The organism is Nocardia sp. NPDC004278, from assembly GCF_053602975.1.
Window position 1 is genome coordinate 495429 of record NZ_JBSGEQ010000001.1, and the last position, 16128, is coordinate 511556.

General features: G+C 67.8%; 16 protein-coding genes. 6 read left to right on the top strand and 10 right to left on the bottom strand.

The window, feature by feature from the left end:
* Positions 1-5 precede the first annotated feature (5 nt).
* Both ACWEO2_RS02235 and mshC read right to left on the bottom strand, forming a co-directional pair.
* Positions 6-1079 (bottom strand): MBL fold metallo-hydrolase, encoded by a 1074-nt coding sequence (locus tag ACWEO2_RS02235; RefSeq protein WP_452403711.1) that lies wholly within the window; start codon positions 1077-1079, stop codon positions 6-8.
* A 397-nt stretch (positions 1080-1476) separates the two neighbouring features.
* Positions 1477-2715, bottom strand: a complete 1239-nt coding sequence (gene mshC, locus ACWEO2_RS02240) for a cysteine--1-D-myo-inosityl 2-amino-2-deoxy-alpha-D-glucopyranoside ligase (RefSeq protein WP_452403645.1) — start codon at positions 2713-2715, stop codon at positions 1477-1479.
* 511 nt (positions 2716-3226) lie between these two features.
* Between mshC and ACWEO2_RS02245 the strand changes: the two genes are divergently transcribed.
* On the top strand, positions 3227-4099 hold the full coding sequence (locus tag ACWEO2_RS02245; protein ID WP_452403646.1) for an LLM class flavin-dependent oxidoreductase: 873 nt from the start codon (positions 3227-3229) through the stop codon (positions 4097-4099).
* 714 nt (positions 4100-4813) lie between these two features.
* On the opposite strand, the gene ACWEO2_RS02250 is transcribed toward ACWEO2_RS02245, so the two are convergent.
* The 4 genes from ACWEO2_RS02250 to ACWEO2_RS02265 all read right to left on the bottom strand — a co-directional run bounded on the left by ACWEO2_RS02250 (position 4814) and on the right by ACWEO2_RS02265 (position 8440).
* A complete protein-coding gene (locus ACWEO2_RS02250) occupies positions 4814-5611 on the bottom strand; it encodes an SCO1664 family protein (RefSeq protein ID WP_354955220.1) in 798 nt (265 codons plus the stop codon).
* A gap of 3 nt (positions 5612-5614) precedes the next feature.
* Positions 5615-6199 carry a DUF3090 domain-containing protein gene (locus ACWEO2_RS02255; protein ID WP_354955218.1) on the bottom strand — a complete coding sequence of 195 codons (585 nt, stop codon included), beginning with the start codon at positions 6197-6199 and terminating at the stop codon, positions 5615-5617.
* 83 nt (positions 6200-6282) lie between these two features.
* Positions 6283-7041, bottom strand: a complete 759-nt coding sequence (locus ACWEO2_RS02260) for a histidine phosphatase family protein (RefSeq protein WP_354955216.1) — start codon at positions 7039-7041, stop codon at positions 6283-6285.
* 16 nt (positions 7042-7057) lie between these two features.
* Complete coding sequence (locus ACWEO2_RS02265; RefSeq protein WP_452403647.1) at positions 7058-8440, bottom strand: undecaprenyl-diphosphate phosphatase; 1383 nt, start codon at positions 8438-8440, stop codon at positions 7058-7060.
* Here ACWEO2_RS02265 and ACWEO2_RS02270 point away from each other — a divergent pair.
* The 5 genes from ACWEO2_RS02270 (at position 8326) to ACWEO2_RS02290 (ending at position 12705) form a co-directional block, all read left to right on the top strand.
* Positions 8326-9300 carry an aldo/keto reductase gene (locus tag ACWEO2_RS02270; RefSeq protein WP_452403648.1) on the top strand — a complete coding sequence of 325 codons (975 nt, stop codon included), beginning with the start codon at positions 8326-8328 and terminating at the stop codon, positions 9298-9300. The genes ACWEO2_RS02265 and ACWEO2_RS02270 overlap by 115 nt on opposite strands.
* A 20-nt stretch (positions 9301-9320) precedes the next feature.
* Positions 9321-10361, top strand: a complete 1041-nt coding sequence (locus tag ACWEO2_RS02275; RefSeq protein WP_452403649.1) for a heme/hemin ABC transporter substrate-binding protein — start codon at positions 9321-9323, stop codon at positions 10359-10361.
* Positions 10362-10440: 79 nt separating this feature from the next.
* Positions 10441-10626, top strand: a complete 186-nt coding sequence (locus ACWEO2_RS02280; protein ID WP_452403650.1) for a hypothetical protein — start codon at positions 10441-10443, stop codon at positions 10624-10626.
* A gap of 38 nt (positions 10627-10664) precedes the next feature.
* Positions 10665-11738, top strand: a complete 1074-nt coding sequence (locus ACWEO2_RS02285) for a FecCD family ABC transporter permease (protein ID WP_452403712.1) — start codon at positions 10665-10667, stop codon at positions 11736-11738.
* A 103-nt stretch (positions 11739-11841) separates the two neighbouring features.
* Positions 11842-12705: a heme ABC transporter ATP-binding protein gene (locus tag ACWEO2_RS02290; RefSeq protein ID WP_452403651.1), complete on the top strand. Its 864-nt coding sequence runs from the start codon at positions 11842-11844 to the stop codon at positions 12703-12705.
* A gap of 18 nt (positions 12706-12723) precedes the next feature.
* On the opposite strand, the gene ACWEO2_RS02295 is transcribed toward ACWEO2_RS02290, so the two are convergent.
* Genes ACWEO2_RS02295 through ACWEO2_RS02310 form a run of 4 tightly spaced genes read right to left on the bottom strand, consistent with a single transcriptional unit; the run spans position 12724 to position 16093 of the window.
* A complete protein-coding gene (locus ACWEO2_RS02295) occupies positions 12724-13074 on the bottom strand; it encodes a YrdB family protein (RefSeq protein ID WP_452403652.1) in 351 nt (116 codons plus the stop codon).
* A 34-nt stretch (positions 13075-13108) separates the two neighbouring features.
* A complete protein-coding gene (locus tag ACWEO2_RS02300) occupies positions 13109-15202 on the bottom strand; it encodes an MMPL family transporter (RefSeq protein ID WP_452403653.1) in 2094 nt (697 codons plus the stop codon).
* Positions 15203-15736 carry a hypothetical protein gene (locus ACWEO2_RS02305; RefSeq protein ID WP_452403654.1) on the bottom strand — a complete coding sequence of 178 codons (534 nt, stop codon included), beginning with the start codon at positions 15734-15736 and terminating at the stop codon, positions 15203-15205.
* Positions 15737-16093, bottom strand: coding sequence for a hypothetical protein (locus ACWEO2_RS02310; RefSeq protein ID WP_354955202.1), 357 nt, complete (start codon positions 16091-16093; stop codon positions 15737-15739).
* Between the last annotated feature and the right edge of the window lie 35 nt (positions 16094-16128).

Genomic DNA, 16128 nt, shown 5'->3' on the forward strand with positions numbered 1-16128 from the left:
GCGATTTACAGTGGAAAGGTCAGGCGGTGGGGGCTGAGGTAGTCGAAGGGGTCGTGCATGGGGCGCAGCTGCGGGCGGCGGTCGGCGGCGATGCGGGCCAGTTCGCCGCGCAGGGGTGCATCGTAGGTGGCGGCTGAGGCGGTCAGACCGGGCAGCCAATTGTCGTGGTGGCTGGGCACGAACAGTTCGGGGCGGATCGCCTCGATGTAGCGGCGGGGGTCGCGCAGGCCGTTCACGATCTGGTTGAAGCCCTGGACTGCGCCGATCTGCACGTTGGTGGACGGTAGCTCAGCGAAGACGTCGAAGACCTGCGCGGCTCTTTCGGTGAGCGGACCCGAGGAGTCGTGCCAGAGCAAGGAGAATCCGGGTACGCGGAATTGATAGAGCAGGCTGCCGCCCTCCGGATCCTTGAGGCGCGGCGCGCTCTGCAGCACACCCGCCAACGTGGGTGGATGATGCACGAGCGCGTGCAGTTCAGGCCTCGGGAAGAACGGCGCGGATCCGCCCGGCCGCTCGGGTGCGGTCGGTGCGGAGTGCACGTGGCGGACCGCGGTCACCTCGACCGGGCCGACGGTGAAGTCGTGCCGCTCTCCCGGCCGCGAACTCGCGTCCCCGAGCGCGACCGTTTCGAACGTCGGATCCGCCACTTGCGCACGGATATTCGCGCCATGCTCGGCGGTTCCGTACACGACAGCTCCGCAGGCCTGCGCGATCCGCCCCGCATCACCGGCGTGATCGAAATGCCCGTGCCCGATGAAGATCGCCTCTGGCGCCAGATCCGCTAGATCCTGCGCGGTCGCGGGCACATAGCCGGTACTCGTCAACCGCGGCACCCACGCATCCAACAGAAACACCGAACCGGCCAGGGCGAACGCATAGGTCGTGCACCCCACCCAGGACAGCACCACCCGATCCGCACGCACCGCACCGGTATCCGGATCCACCACATCCGCCCCGAAAAACCGAGTGCGTGCCGCAACAGTCCGCGCATCCCCCTGCCCGCCCGAGCCTGCCAACCGCCCCGCCGCGAGCACACCCCCCGCCTCGATCACCGCACCGATCCGGTTCCGCCAACCCATCAATCCGCGAGGATGAATACCGCACACCCGTGTACAACACCACGGATCGCCCCGCCGAACAACCCATCTGCCACCCCCCAGCGATCCCACCCGAATCCGCCCGATCAACCCGCCACGGCACACCCGCCTTCCCACCGCACCTGCGGTCGAGCTGGTTTGAACCTCGGTGACCAAGCGCAGGCCCAGGTTGCCGAGCTGGGCGGCGCATGGCAGCGCCGGGGTCATCTGCCCGTCGCGGATTTCGGCGGCGCTGCCTATGGTTTTGCTGTCGTGATGTGGCGGTCGAGGCGGTGACCTGGGGACCGCAGTCGGTGCGGCACGGATGGCTGCGCATCGACTGCGGTCGAGGCCCTTGCGGTGCTGTCTGCCGCAGTGACCCGGTGGGGCCAGCTGTGAGCTATAGCCGCACGCCGAGTAGACCGTCCACGGCGGTGGCGACGAGAGCTGGGGCCGCGCTGTCCCGGCCGCCGTAGTCCAGCGCCTGAGTGGCCCAGTTGTCCAGGGCGGCAAGGGCTTTCGGGGTGTCGAGGTCGTCGGCGAGATGTTGGCGCAGACGGGCGATGGTGTCCACTGCGGCGGGGCCGGAGGCGAGTGCGGTGGCGCGGCGCCACAGGTCCAGGCGGCCGGTGGCCTCGGCGAGGACGGTGTCGGTCCACATGCGGTCCTGGCGGTAGTGACCGGCCAGCAGGCCGAGGCGGATGGCGGCCGGGTCGACTCCGGCGCGGCGCAGCTTGGAGACCAGCACCAGATTGCCCCTGGACTTCGACATCTTCTCGCCGTCCAGGCCGATCAGACCGGCGTGCACATAGTGGCGGGCGAAGCGGCGGCCCGCGATGAGCGCCTCGGCGTGCGCGGCCGAGTACTCGTGGTGCGGGTAGATCAGATCGCTGCCGCCGCCCTGGATATCGAATTCCGGGCCGAGGCGGTTGAGCGCGATCGCCGCACACTCGATATGCCAACCGGGGCGGCCCGCACCGAATGGGGCGGGCCAGGACGGCTCGTCGGGACGGGCGGCGCGCCACAGCAGCGCATCGATGGTGTCGCGTTTGCCGGGACGATCCGGGTCGCCGCCGCGCTCGGCGAACAGGCGATCCATGGTCGCCCGGTCGTAGCCGGATTCGTAGCCGAATTGTTCGGTGGCGTCGGCGCGGAAGTAGATATCGGGGAACTCGGCATCGTCGACCGTGTACGCCGCACCCGAGGCCAGCAGCTTCTCTACGAATTCGACGACCTCGTCGACGGATTCGATCGCGCCGATGTAGTCGCGCGGCGGCACGATCCGCAACGCGGACATATCCTCGCGGAACAGATCGATCTCGCGGGTACCCAGATCACGCCAGTCCATACCGTCGCGGGCCGCGCGCTCGAACAGCGGGTCGTCGACATCGGTCACGTTCTGCACGTAGTGCACATCGTGGCCCGCGTCGCGCCAGAGCCGGTTGACCAGATCGAAGGTCAGGTAGGTGGCGGCGTGCCCGAGATGGGTGGCGTCATAGGGGGTGATCCCGCAGACGTACATGGTGGCCGTGGCGCCCGGGGTCACCGGGCGAACCTGGCGGTCGGCGGTGTCGTACAACCGCAATGGAGGCCCTGCTCCGGGAATTGTCGGTAGGGCGGTATCGGACCAGGACTGCATGATTCGAGAGTAAAGGTGTGGTGGCGGCCATTGCGCCGCGCCCTGCCCCGAGCGGTACCGTCGGCGGCGAACACCCCGGATCTGACCTGCCCCGACGTAGTGAAAATCGGAAGTCAATATTTCCGCGCTCGCGGATCGAATTGCTGCGAGTGACGCAGGTCACTCCGATGCGGCCGGGTCAGCTTTCTTGCGGCTACACCGTAGACGAACGGTAGAACGCCGCATTCAATGATGCGGTCGATCGGGAATCCACGCGGCGGACCGGACAGCGGATTCGAGGTGTTGTACGGCGTCCGCGGGCAGTACCAGGTCCACGTCTGCCAGGTTCTGTGGCCCATTCTCGATTGCTCCGCCGCGCGCGATCCCCGCTCGAGACGTATCGAACTCGGTCCCCGCAGCCACGCGGACTGCCATCAGCAGCACTGGCCCAGCGAAGTTTCGACGGGCTCCGCGGCCCACGGACGGAGCCGAATCCCGCCGGGGCCGAATGGGATCACGCTAGGTTGGACGGATGACTGTTCTCGGTGCGGTGTCGTTGCCTCAGATCTCTCCCGAACGTTTGGTCGCGGTGGCGGCCGCGGCGCAGGACAGCGGGCTGGAAGAGTTGTGGCTGTGGGAGGACTGCTTCTGGGGCGGCGGGATCGCCAGTGCCGCAACGGTATTGGCGCGAACCGAACGGGTGCGGGTCGGCATCGGGGTAATGCCGGTGCCGCTGCGGAATGTGGCACTTGCCGCGATGGAAGTGGCGGCGCTGCTGCGACTGCATCCGGGGCGGGTGGTTCCGGGATTCGGACACGGGGTGCAGGACTGGATGGGGCAGGTCGGTGCTCGCGTCGAGTCGCCGATGACGCTGTTGCGCGAACAGTTGGGCGCGCTGCGCGGCCTGCTGAACGGCGAGAAGGTCAGCACTGCGGGCCGCTACGTGCAGCTCGACAATGTCGCCCTGGATTGGCCGCCGACCACACCCCCAGCGATCGCCGCCGCCGCGACCGGCCCGCAGACACTGCGGCTGTCCGGCGAACTCGCCGACGCCACCATCCTCACCGCACGGACCACCCCCGACGGCGTCCGCGCCGCCCGCGCGCTCATCGAAGAAGGCCGCTCGAAAGCCGGACGCACCGGAACACACCGGTTGATCGTCAACCTGCTCACCGCCACCGGCCCGGATGCATCCGAGCGCCTCACCGCCGCCCAGCAACGCAACAGCGGTGACCACCCGGCCGAGGCAGGCATCGCGGGCGATGCACAAACCATTGCGAACACCATCCGCCACTACGCCGATGCGGGCGCCGACACCGTTGTCCTCGAACCCACCGACGACGACCCGAACCTGATCGACTTCGTCCACTTCGTCGGCACCGAGGTCCGCCCACTGCTGAGCTGACACCGCAAGCCCCTCGGCTCTGCCGAGTCCACCAACCTGCGGAATGCCCAACGCACCAGGCCGCGCACTCCAGTGCTCGCCTGGCTGCGTGCTGGAGTGCCTGCCTGGCCGAGTGCCGCGGTGCCTGCTATGCCTCGTGTAGAGGAGTATTGCCCGGCCGTGTGTACGAGTGTTGCGGGGCCGCGCGAGTCAGCGCCCGATGCTCCAAGCGCGCCCTCGCCTCACTTTCGCCCTTTGAGCGAACCCACCTCACGCCAGCAGCCGCAAGGGGTTCCGTGGCCCGCACACTAGGCGGCTGCACGATCGATATCAGCCCAGTTCCGCGACCACGACGGGCGCAGCGCGCTGGGCGCGAATCGCGGTGACCATCGCCGGGCGCCTGGTCGAGCGTGTCCCGGATCCAGGACCACCGCGCGGCCGTCGGCGCTGGCATCCACTGCATCGGCAGCGCCTCGCTCGCTCGGAACTTGCCATGCGCGGTCCGGCGGTCCTCCGCCAGGGGTTGACCAGGTGATCATGCGCGTTTCGAGACGAAGGTGGGGGTGTCGGGATCCGTTGCTGCCGAGGGGGTGAACTATCCCGAGTTGGGTGGACTCTTCTCGGTCGATGCGGAAACCGTTGTCACATTGGACAGTTCGTGCACCGATGCAGTCGATGAAATGCGGCACCTACTGCATATCGCAAGCGGTCGACGGCGGTAGTCCCGAGCCCAGTTCAGAACGCAGGCCACGGAATCGGTCGCGACGTTCGCGGCAATGGCATTACCGGGTTGTCCAGCAGTTCGCGCGTGCGGTCGGCGAGTGCTTCGATCTCGGCATCGGTGAGATGCGACGCGAGATCATCGGCGACCGCGCCGGGGAGGGCCTTGGCGAAGGCGGCGATATCGGCCATCAGTCCATCGCAGATGGGTTTGCCCGCCCAACCCCATAGCACCGTGCGCAGTTTGTGCTCGCTGTGCAGGCAGATGCCGTGGTCGACGCCGTAGACCTGACCGTCGACACCTTCCAGGGCATGCCCGCCCTTGCGGTCGGCATTGTTGAGCAGCACGTCGAGCACCGCCATTCGCTGCAGGCGAGGGTCGTCGGCATGGATCAGCGAGACCTCGTTGCCCGCCGGGTCCTGGGCGCGCAGCACCTCGCAGAATCCATCCGGAACCGCGCCCAACGGCACCAGATCGACCAGATCGAGCCGGTTGCCCTGGTCGGTGTGGTTGTCCACCGACTCCACCCACCGCTGCACCATGCCGGGCCCATACGGACCATCGCGCAGGATCGTCTCCGGAATGACACCCCAGCCGAGTGCATCCGACACCCGATACGAGGCGACCTCACGCCCGGCGAGGGTGCCGTCCGGGAAATCCCACAGCGGCCGCTCACCGCGCACCGGCTTGTAGACCACGCGAACAGGCACGCCATCGGAACCGTCCGCATCGCAGACCAGCGTGACGTTGCTCGCGGTCGTCACCCGCCCGATCACCGACAATTCCGCGGTGTGCCATCGAGGCTCGGCCACGGACTACTCCTCTAGCTCGGCCGCGCCGAAAATATCCCCGCGCTTGTATCCGTTGGTTCGCACACACATATGCCCACGCGCCGACAGCGGCTCCCCGCACAGCGGACACGGCGGCCGCCCCGCCGCGATCACCCGCGTCGAGCGCAACGCGAACTCCCGCGCCTGGATCGGGGTCAGGAATACCCGCACCGCATCCGGACCTTCCTCGGTGTCGTCGAGTACCACCGATTCGTCGACCTCGGTCTCGGTGATCGCCAGCAGTTCCACGACCACCGCACCCGCGTCCGCATCCCAGCCCAGGCCCATGGTGCCGACCCGGAATTCGGCGTCGATCGGAGTCACCAGCGGGTCGCTGTCGGAGATGTCCTCGGCCTGCGGCGGTACTTCGGCGCCGAATCGACGCGCGACCTCGTCCAGTAGCAGCCCCATGCGGTCGGCGAGCACCTTTACCTGCTGCTTCTCCAGCAGCACGCTGACCACCCGTGGTTCCTGCACGGCCTGCAAATAGAACGAGCGATCGCCCGGCTCACCGACGGTCCCGGCGACAAAACGATCGGGGGTGCGAAATACATGGATTGCGCGAGACATCTGCACCTCCTGATACGTGACCCTGATCGACTACCCGCGGCGCTGGACTCCGCAACACGCCACCTACTCGTTTACAAGGAATTTCAAAGCTCCGCATTCCCATTATCCGCACTCGGGGTACCACCCAGCTCGCCACCGGGAACCGGGCCCGAGGTATCGACCGGTTCGGCGTCCGGCGGCGTCCGGGAATCCGATGCGGGCCGTTGCGGTTTGGTTGCCGCCAAGCCCGACAGATCCGTGCCCGTATCGTTGAGCCGCACCACATACGGCGCGGTCGGCGTGTAGCGCACGATACTGATCGAGGCGGGCTCGACCACGATGCGCTGGAAACCGTCGAGATGGATGCCGAGTGCGTCGGCGAGTACGGATTTGATCACGTCACCGTGGGTGCACGCCACCCAGAGCACATCGTGACCGGCCTTCTCGGCGAATCTGCGATCGTGCTCGCGGACCGCGGCGACGGCGCGCACTTGCACCTGCGCCAAGCCCTCCCCGCTCGGGAAGACCGCGCCGGAGGCGTGTCGCTGCACCACCTTCCACAGTGGTTCGGTGACCAGATCCGCGATCGCCTTGCCGGTCCAGTCGCCGTAGTCGACCTCGATCAGCCGATCGTCGTACTCCGGTTCCAGACCCAGCTTTTCCGCCAGCGGCGCGACCGTTCGCTGACAGCGCAGCAGCGGTGAGTGCACGATGTGCTCGATCGGCAGCACGGCGAGTCGATCGGCGACGGCGCTGGCCTGGGTGTTGCCGAGTTCGGTCAAATCGACACCTGCACTGCGCCCGGCCAGGGTGCGGGCGGTGTTCGAGGTCGAGACACCGTGCCGCAGCAGGATCACCGTCATAGCACCAGCCTAACGATCATGTCGCCGACACCACTCCGCTCGCGAGCAGACCCATGACGGTCAGGCCGAGCACGATGCGGTAGCCGACGAACCAGTCCAGCGAATGTTTGCCGACGAACTTCAACAGCCACGCGACCGAGGCATAGCCGACGGCGAACGCGAGAATCGTCGCGACCAGCAGCTGCGGGCCGCTGGCATTGAGACCCTCACCCGCCGGTTCGAACGCATCGGGCAGGCTGAACAATCCCGATGCGGTCACCGCGGGAATGGCCAGTAGGAACGAGAATCGCACCGCGGCTTCGCGCTCCAGTCCGAGGAACAGACCCGCCGTCGCGGTCGCGCCGGATCGTGATACGCCCGGGATCAGCGCAAGACATTGGGCGAAGCCCATGATCAGCCCGTCGCGGGTGGTCAGCTGCTCGATCGGGCGGATCTTGCGTCCGTAGTACTCACCGGCGGCGATGACCAGCGCGAAGGCGACCAGCATGAACGAAATCAGCCACAGATTGCGCGCGCCGGTGCGGATCTGATCTTTGAGCAGGAAGCCCAGCACGCCGATCGGAATGGTCGCGATGATCACATACCAGCCGATGCGGTAATCGAGTTCGCGCTGGGCCTGTTCGTCGAGGACGCGCTTGTAGTCGGCGGTGATGACCGGCAGTTTCGTGGTCGGCTGGTCGTGCAGCGGCAGGTCCTGCCGACTGCGGCTGGTCAGCCTGTCACGCAGGCCGGCGAACCACGCGACGATGATCCGCCAGATGTCCTTGGCGAAATACACCAGCACCGCGGCCTCGGTGCCCAGCTGGGTCACCGCGGTGAACGAGGCGCCCGCGTCATCGCCGAAGAACACTCCCGACACGATGCGCAGATGCGCCGAGGAGGAGATCGGCAGAAACTCGGTGAGCCCCTGCACCAGTCCGAGTACCAAGGCCTGTACCCAGGTCATCGACTCGCCGACCACGAATCCGCCTCCACTTCCGCCCGAAAAACCTTTTCCTACTGGGCAATTGGTCCGGCGGCCGAGCACCGCACTGTGACCATCGCCGCAATCACGCAGCGACAGTACAGTGTCGATGTTGCGACGGCGTGCCCGGCTGTTCCGCCGCATGCGGGTCCGCACCGATGGGGTGCGGATTTCCCGCTCGAACTGGGTCCGCCAGGACCGAATTCGCTGTCGCGGCCGCCGACTCGACAGCGCGCCGGTGCGACCCACTGTGCTGGTGGGCGTCGAGTTGCGTATCCACACTCTAGGCTTGGCGCCGTGACGAATGCGCGGACACGGTGATGGAACAGCGGACGGTCGGCCGCAGCGGCCTACGGGTGTCCCGGATCGGACTGGCAACCCACACCTGGGGCAGGCATACCGACACCGACGACGCGGCGGGGCAGTTGGTGGCATTCGCCGAGGCAGGCGGCACCCTGGTCGACACCTCCCCCGCCTACGCGGGCGGTGCGGCACAACGGATCCTGGCCGAACTGCTCGGCGATCTGGTCTCGCGCGACGATCTGGTGCTCAGCGGCTGCGCGGGAGTCGCACCGCGGATCACGCCGGCACCGGTGGGACCGACCGTGCCCACGCCGGAACCCGTACGCGCGGCCGTGGACACCTCGCGCCGCGCGCTGCTGCGTCAGCTCGATCGCACGCTGCTCGAATTGGGCACCGACTATCTCGATATCTGGCATGTCGCGGCCTGGGATCCGGCGACTCCGCTCGATGAGGTCGCCGCCACCCTCGAATTCGCGGTCCGCTCCGGGAAGGTTCGCTACGCCGGGGTGCGTGGTTTCAATGCCTGGCAGGTCGCCAGCCTCGCCGCTGTGGCGCCGGTCACGGTCGCACAGACCCCGTACTCGTTGCTGGCCCGTGATACCGAAACCGATTTCATGCCGGCCACCCGGCATCACGGGGTGGGGCTGATCGCCACCGCGCCGCTGGCCGGGGGAATTCTCACCGGCAAATATCGCGACGGGGTGCCCGCCGATTCGCGTGGTGCGGACGAGGCGACCGCCGCCGAGATCCGGCATCGGCTCGACGATCGCGCCACCCGGGTCGTTGATGCCTTGGTGACCGCCGCCGATGGGTTGGCCACCTCACCGCTGGCCGTCGCGCTGGCCTGGATCCGGGATCGTCCCGGCATCGCGAGCATGATCGTCGGGGCCCGCGATATCGGGCAGCTCACCGGGGTGCTGGCGGCCGAGACACTGGAACTCCCGCGCGCCATCGCGGCGGCGCTCGACGACGTGAGTGCACGGACAGAATGACGGAGGCTAGCCTTGCCTGCATGAGGTATCTCGACCGAGTCCGATCCGGCGGGGCTCGTTGCCTCCTGGCCGCGCTGGCGCTGGCCCTGCTGCTCGGTTCGGCTGCCTGCGGTACCGGCAGCGACGCCACGACCGCGGGTGGGCGCGGGCCGGTCACCGCGAAACTGGAGAATCTGGATCCGGTGCCGATCGGGCCCGAACCCACCCCCACGCTGCCGGTGACCGTTCGCTCCTTCGACGGGGCCGAGGTAACGGTGTCCGATGCCAGCCGCATTATTGCCGCCGACCGCTACGGCACCCTCGCCCAAACGGTTTGGGCGTTGGGTATGGGCGCCAAACTCGTCGGGCGCAGCACCGCGGCCGCGTTCCCCGCGGTCGCGAATGTGCCGAACGTGACCGGCGGCAGCGGGTCGCTGAATGTGGAATCGATTCTGGCGCTGCGTCCTTCGGTCTTCCTGACCGACAGCACCAGCGCCGCGGCGCAAGTGCGTGAACAGTTGCGCGCCGCCGGGGTCACCGTCGTCTACTTCGATCCGCAGCGCACCATGGACGGGGTAGTGCCGCAGATCGAGGCGGTCGCCGCCGCGCTCGGCATTCCCGATCGCGGGCAGGCCCTGGCTCAGCGCACCCACGACGAAATTGTCGCCGCCAGTGCCGCGGTGCCCAAACTCGATAAGCCCCTCACCATCGCCTTCCTCTATCTGCGCAGCACCGCCATCACCATGCTCGCCGGACCCGGGTCCGGCGCGGACGCCCTCATCACCGCTCTGGGCGCGCGCGACGCGGGCACCGCGGCCGGGTTGACCGAGCCGTTCGTCGCGATCACCAGTGAGGGCATGATCGCGGCCGCACCGGATGTGCTGCTGGTGATGTCGGATGGGCTGAAGTCGGTCGGCGGCGTGGACGGACTGGAGAAGGTGCCCGGCATCGCGCAGACCCCGGGCGGTCGCAACAAGCGCATCGTCGACATGTCCGACGCGGTGGTCCTGAGCTTCGGCCCCAATACCGGCCGAGTGATCGCCGCCCTCAGCGAGGCCGTGTACGGCACCAAGCCCGCATGAACGACGCGCCACGACATCGCGTGCGGGACTGCGGCGATCGGCTCGCACCCGGGCGACTGATGGTGCGCGAGGTCGGGCAATGACCGCCGGGGTGATCGCCGCGTTGGACCCCTCGCAGCGGCGCGGGCAGAAACGCTGGCAGGATTCGTCGATCAGTGAGCCCGACGCGCCGGAAAGTCGAAGCGGTGTCATGGAGTTTGTGCGCGCATCGTGCGCTCAACCCGCAGCTCGGATCAGCGGTCGCGTCGGCGAGGTACTGATGTGAACGAAAAGGCTACGGGGACAACGGCGGCCGATTCGGCAATGCCGCACCGTCCGCGGCCGGTCGCGCCGAAGTCGCGCGGGCGGTCGCGCACGACGGTGGTGTTCGCCGTGGCGGTGGCCGCGCTGGTGTTGCTGGCTTTGGCGTCGGCGGCGATCGGGCAGGTGCCGACGACGCCTGCCGAGGTGGCGGGCAGTGTGCTGCATCGGATCGGGCTGAATTGGGGGCCGATGCCCGCGCATCCGTCGGGTGAGGTGACGCTGTGGCAGGTGCGGTTCCCGCGGGTGGTGCTGGCGATGCTGGTCGGGGCGGCCTTGGCGACAGCGGGTGCATTGCTGCAGGGGGTGTTCGCCAATCCGCTCGCCGAACCGGGTGTGATCGGGGTTTCGGCCGGGGCCGCGGTAGGTGCGGGCACGGTGATCGTGGTGGGCGGCACGTTCGTGGCGGCATGGTCGGTGGCGACGGCCGCATTCGTGGCGGGGTTGCTGACAACGCTGCTGGTATATCTGCTGTCGCGTTCGAATGGGCGCACCGAGGTGGTCACGCTCGTGCTCACCGGTGTCGCGATCAATGCCTTCGCAGGTGGGTTGATCGCGTTTCTGCTGTTCGTCGCCTCCCCCGCTGCCCGGGACCAGATCGTGTTCTGGCAGTTGGGCAGTCTCAATGGCGCCACCTGGGAGGCGGTGCGCGTCGTCGCCCCGCTCACCGCGATCGGAATTTTCGCCGCGGTCCTCATCGCGCCCCGCCTCGACCTGCTCGCCCTCGGTGAATCCGCGGCCCGCCACCTGGGTGTCGATGTGGAACGGCTGCGGCGCAATGTCATTGTGGTGGTGGCCGTGCTCGCCACGGCGGGTGTGGCGTTCACCGGCATCGTGCTGTTCGTCGGCCTGATCGTGCCGCATGTGGTCCGGATGCTCGTCGGCCCCGCCCACCGCGTGCTGATCCCATTGAGCGCCATTGTCGGCGCTGTCGTCCTGCTCGCCGCCGACGTCGCCGCCCGCTCCCTGGTCCACAACGCCGACCTCCCCCTCGGCATGCTCACCTCCCTCATCGGCGGCCCGTTCTTCTTCTGGCTCCTCCGTCGCACCCGCGCCCGCGCCGGAGGTTGGGCATGACCCGATCAGCTGGTCGAGGGCACACGACAGGATGCACCGAACGTGCTGGCCGGACGGAGCGCCGCGGGTGCCTGCCCGAGCGCGAGAGCGGGGAGGTGGAGCGGTGAGTGGTGTGTTGGAGGGGTTGAGTTCGGTATTCGTGCGGACGCATGAGCTGCCGGTGGCGCCGGAGCGGGGTGCGGTGACGTTGCGCGCGCGGGGGGTGAGTGTGGACCGGCGGGGGGCTTCGGGGGCGCATGCGCGGCGGGTGCTCGAGGCGGTCGACTTCGAGGTGGTCGCGGGTGAAATCGTGGCGCTGGTCGGTCCGAACGGTGCTGGAAAGTCGACGCTGTTGGCGGCGCTCGCCGGTGAGCTCGAACCGGTTGAGGGCTCGATCGAACTCGACGGGCGGGCGCTGGCGCACTGGTCGCATCTGGATATGGCGCGCCGTCGGGCGGTGCTGCCGCAGAGTCATACCGTCGGGTTTCCGTTCACCGTCCGCGAGGTGGTGGCGATGGGCCGGGCGCCGTGGGTGCGCACCGAGCGGCGCGAGCTCGATGATCAGCGGATCGCCGCCGCCATGACCGCCGCCGATGTGGAACACCTTGCTGCACGGGCATTTCCGACGCTCTCCGGTGGCGAACGCGCGCGCGTCGCGCTGGCTCGCGTGCTCGCCCAGGACACCGGAACCCTGCTACTGGACGAACCCACCGCTGCCCTCGACCTCGGCCACCAGGAAGCGGTGCTGAGGCTGGCCACCGCCCGCGCGGCCGCGGGCGCCGCCGTCGTCGTCGTCCTGCACGACCTCGGCATCGCGGCCGCCTATGCCGACCGCGTCGCCGTCCTGGAATCAGGCCGCATCGCCGCCGACGGGCCACCCCGCAAGGTCCTCACCACCGAACTGCTCACCCGCGTCTACCAGCACCCGGTCGAGGTCCTCGATCACCCGATAACGGGTGCCCAGCTGGTCCTCCCAGTTCGCCGCTGACCCGTCGGCAACAAGATCTCAGGCCTGCCGCCACAGCAACCGCAGCGCGCCGTTCACGGCCCACACCACGAAGAACGCGATCCCGGCCAGCGCCGTGAATGTGAGTCCGATCAGCACCGCGGCACCGCCGAACCACGCGGTCTCCAGTGCCACGCGCCAGCGGCCGGTGACAGGGAATCGCGCGTTCTTGCCGCCGCCCGCCGCGAACAGCGCCCACACCACGATGAACACTGCGGGTGCGCCGATTCCGGCGATAATGCGCACGATCGGGTTCGCGTCCAGGGTGAATCCCCAGATCGCCGCTCCGGCGAGCACGCCCAGCTCCAGCAGAAACATCAGGGCCAGATTCGCGCCCTTGACCACAGTCATTCTCGATCCTCTCGCCCACTCGGGGCACCCGAACTCAACGCCAGATCAGCTTCAACACAGCGGGTGTCAACAGCATGCGGACCACCGACGCGTCCAGGATCAGCGCCGCGATCATGCCGTAGGCGATGTACTTCATCAACACCAGATCGGAGAAGCCGAACGCACCGGTCACCACGATGAGAATCGCTGCCGCGGAGGTGATCACGGCACCGGTATGGGCGATGCCGTAGCGGATGGCCGCTGGCGGCGACGCACCGTCGGCGCGCGCCTCGGCCATCCGGGACAGCAGGAATACCTCGTAGTCGGTGGACAGCCCGAACACCACCGTCACAATGAGTGCCAGCACCGCGAACATCAGCGGCCCCGGTGTGAAGTCGAAAATTCCGGCTCCATGTCCCTCGACGAACACCCAGGTGAGCACGCCGAGCGTGGAGGCCAGGCTCAATGCGCTCATCACAACGGCCTTGAGCGCCAGCACAATCGAACGAAACGCCAGATACAGCATGCCCAATGCCGCCACCACCAGGATCGCGACCAGCAGCGGCAGCCGCACCAGCAGCCCATTGATGCTGTCGCGCTCGAGCGCGGGCACTCCGGCCACCATGATCTCGACCCCGGCCGGTTCCGGAATCGCCCGCAGCGCGTCGATCACCGTGTCCGCGTCTCGTTTTTCGGCGAGACCGGCATTGAGCACATTGATCCCGTCCTTGGTCGGCGCACCCGGTTCGAAACGTCCCGTCAGACCGGGAACTCGGCTCGCCTCGTAGCGAATATCGCTGAGCTGCTGCGGATTCGCACCCACCACGACGAGTTTTATCGGTTCGGTGCGGAAGCTCGGGAACAGCTGGTCGAACCGTTCCTGGGCGATCCGCGCCGGATTGTCCTGGGACAGATACCGCTCGCTGATCCCACCGAATTCGATATTGCGGATCGGGATGATCAACGCGAGCAGTCCGAGCACGATCGGCACCACCACCGCCCACGGCCGCCGCATCGCCCGCTGCGCCAGCCGCGAGAAGAATCCGGCGTCGATCTGCGTCTCGGTCCTGGTGCGCGAGAAGCGATGCCAGCCCCACAGATCGATCCGGCGCCCGACAATGCTCAATACCGCTGGCAGTGCCGTCACCGACAGCAGCGCGGCCAGCAGCACCGAGCTGATGCCGCCATAGGGCACCGACCGCAGCACCCCGTTCGGGAAGATGAACAATGCGGCCAAGCTGATCGCGATGATCGCGGCCGAGAACAGTACGGTGCGCCCGGCGGTGGCGACGGTGCGTGCCGTCGCGTCCTCCACGCTGTGCCCGGCCGCCAGCTCCTCCCGGAACCGGGTCACGGTGAACAGTCCGTAGTCGATCGCCAACCCCAGGCTCACCAAAGTGACCACCGCACTGGCGAAGACGTTCACCGCGATGTGATCGGTGAGCAATCGGATGGTGCCCTGGGTGCCCAGCACCGTCATCCCACCGATCAGCACCGGCAGCAGCGCCCCGATCACCCCGCCGAAGACGAAATACAGCAGGATCGCCACGATCGGCAGCGCGATGATCTCGGCGCGGCGGATATCGTCCTGCATGCCCTGATTGATGCCCTCGACGATCGGCTGCAGCCCGGCCAACTGCACCGTGGTGCCGCCCGGCCCGCCGCCTGCGCGCCCGGCGCCCAGCTCCCCCTTGATCGCGGTGTAGTTCTCGACCGTCGCGGTACCCTCCCCGCGCAGTCCGACGCTGGCGAAGGCATGGGTGTGCGAGGCGTCGGCGGCCTGGGCGGCAAAGGGACTGTCCCAATAACTGTCGACCTTCAGAACCCGGTCGGGGTGGCGGGCGAGCAGTTGCTTCAGCGCTGTCGTCACCGCATTGCGCACGGTCGGGTCGTCGACGGTCATTCCCTCGGGCGCGGTGTAGAGCAGGATGATGTCGCTGTCGGTATCGCGGCCGAAGGTGGCGTCGGCGAGCTTGGACGCGGCGACCGATTCACTGCTCTCGTCGAACCAGCCCTCCTGGGTGAGCCTGCCCGACAGATCGCGGCCGTACCAGCCGGAGAACAGCACGGCGACAATGGCGATGCCCAGCATGAGGTAGCGACGGCGGTGGATGAACCGTCCCCACCGCAGCGACCCGGATTCGATCATCTAGCCACAGGCCGGGGTGCGGTAATCGGCGGAGCGCAGAATGCCGCACAGGTCGGTGCGTGAGATCTTCCACTTTCCATCGAGCAGTACGAAATGCACGACGGTGGTGCGCACCGCGGTGCCGGTGCCGTCCTTGTCCAGCCGCATGGTCGCGGTCAGCGTGCCGTCACGATTGTCGAAAACCGGGTCGGTGACGCCGTAGATGGCGCGCGGATTGTCCTGCAGCGCCCGGTACATGTCCGGGATGGCGTTGCGGAAGGCCTCGCCGTCTTCGATGAGGTCGGTGCGTTCGGAGTCGGGCAGTGCCGGATCCAGTGCGCGTTTGATCTGTGTGTCCAGTTCGGCTGCCGTCGGCAGCGGCCGGTGCGCGGCGCTCGACGAGGTTGCGATCGAGGACGATAGCGAGGCAATGGCCGAGGAGCGCGCGGCGTCGACCGAGGCCTCGTCGGGTCCTGTGCTACACGCGGCGGCCACAGCGACCAGGGCGGTCGCGGTCAGCACGGAACGGGCGAATCGTGTGGACGGCATCAGCATCTACATACCATCGATAACGGCACTGATCCGCCCCAGTAGGGCGCGCACGGTTGTCACATCCCGATCCGTGGCCGCCTCGACCGGTTCGGCATCCGGGATCATGTCCCGCACCAGCGCGACCACACTGCGTTCGTCGTCGAGATCGATATCGGTGGCTCGCGCCTGCGCGATCGCGACGACATCCTCCGGCCCTGGCACATCACTGTCCAGGTCCGCTCGGTAGATCTCCAACACGACGGTGGACCGGACCGTGCGGAAGGCATAGGGCCTGCCATCGGCCGTGGTGCCGAATCCGTGAGCAAACGGACCAACGGTTATGTCATCGATGGCAAATCCCGATGGATGGTCGGCTTTCAACCGGATCTCCCTGAATTGGACACTGTTTCAAGTTA

What these genes read in the sequence shown, in the direction of transcription:
- ACWEO2_RS02235 (WP_452403711.1), bottom strand. Translation starts at nt 1,079, where the DNA reads ATGGGTTGGCGGAACCGGATCGGTGCGGTGATCGAGGCGGGGGGTGTG.
- mshC (WP_452403645.1), bottom strand. Translation starts at nt 2,715, where the DNA reads ATGCAGTCCTGGTCCGATACCGCCCTACCGACAATTCCCGGAGCAGGG.
- ACWEO2_RS02245 (WP_452403646.1), top strand. Translation starts at nt 3,227, where the DNA reads ATGACTGTTCTCGGTGCGGTGTCGTTGCCTCAGATCTCTCCCGAACGT.
- ACWEO2_RS02255 (WP_354955218.1), bottom strand. Translation starts at nt 6,199, where the DNA reads ATGTCTCGCGCAATCCATGTATTTCGCACCCCCGATCGTTTTGTCGCC.
- ACWEO2_RS02260 (WP_354955216.1), bottom strand. Translation starts at nt 7,041, where the DNA reads ATGACGGTGATCCTGCTGCGGCACGGTGTCTCGACCTCGAACACCGCC.
- ACWEO2_RS02270 (WP_452403648.1), top strand. Translation starts at nt 8,326, where the DNA reads ATGGAACAGCGGACGGTCGGCCGCAGCGGCCTACGGGTGTCCCGGATC.
- ACWEO2_RS02265 (WP_452403647.1), bottom strand. Translation starts at nt 8,440, where the DNA reads ATGCCACCAACTGCCCCGCCGCGTCGTCGGTGTCGGTATGCCTGCCCC.
- ACWEO2_RS02275 (WP_452403649.1), top strand. Translation starts at nt 9,321, where the DNA reads ATGAGGTATCTCGACCGAGTCCGATCCGGCGGGGCTCGTTGCCTCCTG.
- ACWEO2_RS02280 (WP_452403650.1), top strand. Translation starts at nt 10,441, where the DNA reads ATGACCGCCGGGGTGATCGCCGCGTTGGACCCCTCGCAGCGGCGCGGG.
- ACWEO2_RS02285 (WP_452403712.1), top strand. Translation starts at nt 10,665, where the DNA reads ATGCCGCACCGTCCGCGGCCGGTCGCGCCGAAGTCGCGCGGGCGGTCG.
- ACWEO2_RS02295 (WP_452403652.1), bottom strand. Translation starts at nt 13,074, where the DNA reads ATGACTGTGGTCAAGGGCGCGAATCTGGCCCTGATGTTTCTGCTGGAG.
- ACWEO2_RS02300 (WP_452403653.1), bottom strand. Translation starts at nt 15,202, where the DNA reads ATGATCGAATCCGGGTCGCTGCGGTGGGGACGGTTCATCCACCGCCGT.
- ACWEO2_RS02305 (WP_452403654.1), bottom strand. Translation starts at nt 15,736, where the DNA reads ATGCTGATGCCGTCCACACGATTCGCCCGTTCCGTGCTGACCGCGACC.